The organism is Staphylococcus sp. GDX7P312P, from assembly GCF_008385775.1.
Lineage (GTDB): Bacteria > Bacillota > Bacilli > Staphylococcales > Staphylococcaceae > Staphylococcus > Staphylococcus haemolyticus.
Genome location: NZ_VUKI01000079.1, coordinates 1 through 3,960 on the forward strand (window position 1 = coordinate 1; position 3,960 = coordinate 3,960).

3 protein-coding genes are annotated in these 3,960 nt (G+C 33.0%); 1 reads left to right on the forward strand and 2 read right to left on the reverse strand.

What is annotated here, in order from left to right; translation table 11 throughout:
• Positions 1-18: 18 nt before the first annotated feature.
• Together F1592_RS13350 and F1592_RS13355 are read right to left on the reverse strand one after the other, a co-directional pair.
• A complete protein-coding gene (locus F1592_RS13350; RefSeq protein ID WP_053016753.1) occupies positions 19-1,176 on the reverse strand; it encodes an acetoin utilization protein AcuC in 1,158 nt (385 codons plus the stop codon).
• Positions 1,177-1,210: 34 nt separating this feature from the next.
• Entirely contained in the window at positions 1,211-1,843 is a 633-nt protein-coding gene (locus tag F1592_RS13355) for a GNAT family N-acetyltransferase (RefSeq protein WP_037536877.1), read from the reverse strand.
• 163 nt (positions 1,844-2,006) lie between these two features.
• Between F1592_RS13355 and acsA the strand changes: the two genes are divergently transcribed.
• On the forward strand, positions 2,007-3,716 hold the full coding sequence (gene acsA / locus F1592_RS13360; protein WP_107641331.1) for an acetate--CoA ligase: 1,710 nt from the start codon (positions 2,007-2,009) through the stop codon (positions 3,714-3,716).
• The last annotated feature ends 244 nt before the right edge of the window (positions 3,717-3,960 follow it).

Sequence of the window (3,960 nt, forward strand, 5' to 3'; positions counted from 1 at the left end):
AATCATCATACCGCTCCCTTAGTGTGTATACCAATGAACAATTCTACTTGCTCGTTCGTTGTTTTTCTGTGAGATTTCATATGTTCTGGGTATTGTTTGATAGTCGCGATAATCTTCTGTCCAATGTTTAGGTAGGTTTACTGGTGAGTACGCACGCCATTTTTTAATCCATTGTTCTGGTAAAGGTCCTTCTTGAATAGGTTTATTAATTAATGCTAAAAATATATGACTCCACGCTCTTGGGACTACTTGCCAAATATTATAACCTCCACCACCAAACATTAAAACTTTTCCATCTGTATATTTTTTCGCTAATTTATTAATTATATACGGAATTTCGTATAAAGTTTCTAATGAACAACTCATATGTGTTAAAGGATCTAAGTAATGAATATCCACACCATGCACACTAAGTAGGATATCAGGTTTATAAGCCTCAATAACACTTGTCACGGATTCTTCAAAGACTTTTAAATAATTATCATGTTCAGTATAAGGTTCTAACGGTAAATTTACTGTATAACCATAACCCAAATCTTCGCCGCGTTCAGTGTAATGTCCTGAACCTGGAAATAAAAATTTCCCTGTTTCATGGATGGAATAACACATGATTGTATTATCAGTATAAAGGCTCCATTGAGTCCCATCACCGTGATGCGCATCTGTATCAATGACCATTACACGCTGCTTATATTTAGTAGCAAGATATTTTGCTGTAATGGCAACATCATTATAAATGCAAAATCCATTGGCACGTCCGGGTAAACTATGATGTAATCCGCCACCTAAGTGACAACCATTTAATATATTTTCATTCATTATTTCATCTGCCAAATTAAGTGCACCGCCAACTATCCTTGCACTATGTCTGTGCATATGTCGAAATTGGAATGTATCATCTGTATTTAATCCATATTTATTAGCCTCCGATGGACTTAAAATTCCATGAGACGCATGTTTAATTGCTTGTATATAATCATATTTATGAATTAAAGCCAATTCCTCTTCAGTGGCTATTCTAGGAGTAATGATTTGATCATCCTTCAACATTTTCATCATTTGGAGTAATTCTGTAGTTAATTTTAATCGCATTTGATTAAAAGGGTGATTATCGTTAAAACGATATTTTAATAGTTCATCTGAATAGACATAACCCGTTCTTAAATTATTTTGCATAAATATCATACCCCTTAAATTTTTAACAGAAATCTTAAAATAAAAATCGATTCTTATAACGTAAATCATCAAAAGACTGTTGCTGGTCTAATGTAATTCTGTTTCCAATTCTCGCCATTAAACAATTAGCTGGATGACTCGTAATTTCTGGATCATCAGTAGCAAATACTTCTAATCCACCTTTAGACATTAATTTTTGCATCATTTTTTTATATTCAAAAACATCTAATTTAGCTGATTTCAAATCCCAATGCCAATAGTACTCTGTTGTCAAAACAATATAGTCTTCAAACTCATCTTGAGAAAGACTTAATGAAATAAGCTCGCCACCTAGATGAAACTGTCTAAAATCGCGATGCACTTCTATAGCACCTAACTCAATTAAATAGGGTAGTTGTCCTTCAGCCCATCTTTCAAATTCATCGGGATAGTGATATGTTACATACCCTATGACGTGTTTGTTTTCTCGAGCAATATAAATACGACCTTCAGGTAATTGCGTAATTTCTTTCAAAGCGTCAAATTGATCTTTTGCTGGTCTAAAGGCATTTAAGGACTCATCGAAAGAAAGCGTTTTCAAATAATTGCATGAAACAGGGCCTTCAATAGTGAAATGCTTATTGTTAATTGTAAGGTGCTTGGTTACGTTTGTTTTAATGTGTTTCATTCATCTCACTCCCAATATGAACTACTATTATAGTTATTTTATATTTATTTAGAGAAATAAACAAATTAAATTGTAATAATTATCTAAAAATTTTGAATAACACAAAAATTAATGTATAATACTTTTAAAGAAAGCGATTTCATTAAACAAGGGGGAGTTTACAATGAAAGTAGAAGTATTTGAAAGCGAGCAAGGTAATTATAATTTACAAGATTATGAAAAGACATATCAGGACTTTGATTGGGATGAAGTGAAAAAAGCTTTCTCATGGAATGAAACAGGAAAAATAAATATGGCTTACGAGTGTATTGATCGTCATGTTGATAATGGTAAAGGCGATAAAATTGCACTTAATTATAGAGATGAAAAACGTAAAGAACAATATAGTTTTAAAGAATTAAAAGTGCTATCAAATAAGGCTGCCAACGTTTTAGTAGATAAAGCGAATGTTCAAAAAGGTGATCGTGTATTTATCTTTATGCCAAGAACGCCTGAACTATATTTTGCCTTTCTGGGTATTCTAAAAATTGGTGCTATCGTTGGTCCATTATTTGAAGCTTTTATGGAAAAAGCAGTAACTGATAGATTAGAAAATAGTGAAGCAAAAGTCATTGTTACTACAAATAGTTTATTAGGCAGAATTCCTAAGGATAAATTACCTCACTTAGAAACAGTCGTAGTTGTTGATGATGAAGTTGATGAACAATATGTTGATTTCAATAAAGAATTGAATCAAGCAAGTGAAGAATTTGATATTGAGTGGTTAAAAGAAGATGATGGTTTAATCTTACATTACACATCAGGTTCTACTGGTCAACCTAAAGGGGTATTACACGTTCAAAAGGCAATGTTACTTCATTATATTTCAGGTAAATATGTATTAGACTTAAAAGAAGACGACATTTACTGGTGTACAGCTGATCCTGGTTGGGTTACAGGTACATCTTATGGTGTGTTTGCACCGTGGTTAAATGGTGTTACAAATTGTATAGCGGGTGGTCGATTCTCTCCTGAACAATGGTATAGCATGATTGAAACATTTAAAGTAACAATTTGGTATACTGCGCCTACAGCATTAAGAATGTTAATGAGCGCAGGTGATGATGTAGTAGAAAAATATGATCTATCATCATTACGATCAATTTTATCTGTTGGTGAGCCACTTAACCCTGAAGTTATTAAATGGTCTAAAGATGTGTATGATAAACGTGTATTAGATACATGGTGGATGACAGAAACAGGGGGCCATATGATTGTGAATTATCCTGCAGTTGACGTTAAATTAGGTTCTATGGGTAAACCTTTACCGGGAATAGAGGCTGCTATTATAGATGACTCAGGTAATGTATTACCACCGAACAGAATGGGTAATTTAGCTATTAAAAAGGGTTGGCCATCTATGATGTATTCAATTTGGAAAAACCCTGAAAAATATAATTCTTACTTTATTGGAGATTGGTACGTTTCAGGTGATTCAGCATATCAAGATGAAGATGGTTATTTCTGGTTCCAAGGCCGTGTAGATGATGTTATTATGACTGCTGGTGAGCGTGTAGGTCCATTTGAAGTAGAATCGAAATTAGTTGAGCATGAAGCAGTAGCTGAAGCGGGTGTTATCGGTAAACCAGATCCTGTCAGAGGCGAAATTATCAAAGCCTTTATTTCATTACGCCAAGGCTATGAACCTTCAGATGAGTTAAAAGCAGATATTCGTAAATTTGTTAAAGAGGGACTATCAGGTCATGCAGCACCAAGAGAAATAGAATTTAAAGATAAATTACCTAAAACACGTTCTGGTAAAATTATGAGACGTGTGTTAAAAGCTTGGGAGCTTAATTTAGATGCAGGTGATTTAAGTACGATGGAAGATTAAACTTTAATAAGTGTAAGTAAGCTAGGACAATTATTGGTCCTAGCTTTTTTAATGATTATAGTTGACCTAAGTAGAAATAAAGGTTTTTGAATTCATACTATGATGTAATTCTACTTTAAATATTTAGATTTATAAAATAAATTTATTTAAATGGCTCTATAATAAATTGGACAGATGACTAAAAAATCATCAGTCCAATTTTTATGTTTGAATACAAAAATGGCGCAATTACCTCTATAATTAT

What these genes read in the sequence shown, in the direction of transcription:
- F1592_RS13350 (WP_053016753.1), bottom strand. Translation starts at nt 1,176, where the DNA reads ATGCAAAATAATTTAAGAACGGGTTATGTCTATTCAGATGAACTATTA.
- F1592_RS13355 (WP_037536877.1), bottom strand. Translation starts at nt 1,843, where the DNA reads ATGAAACACATTAAAACAAACGTAACCAAGCACCTTACAATTAACAAT.
- acsA (WP_107641331.1), top strand. Translation starts at nt 2,007, where the DNA reads ATGAAAGTAGAAGTATTTGAAAGCGAGCAAGGTAATTATAATTTACAA.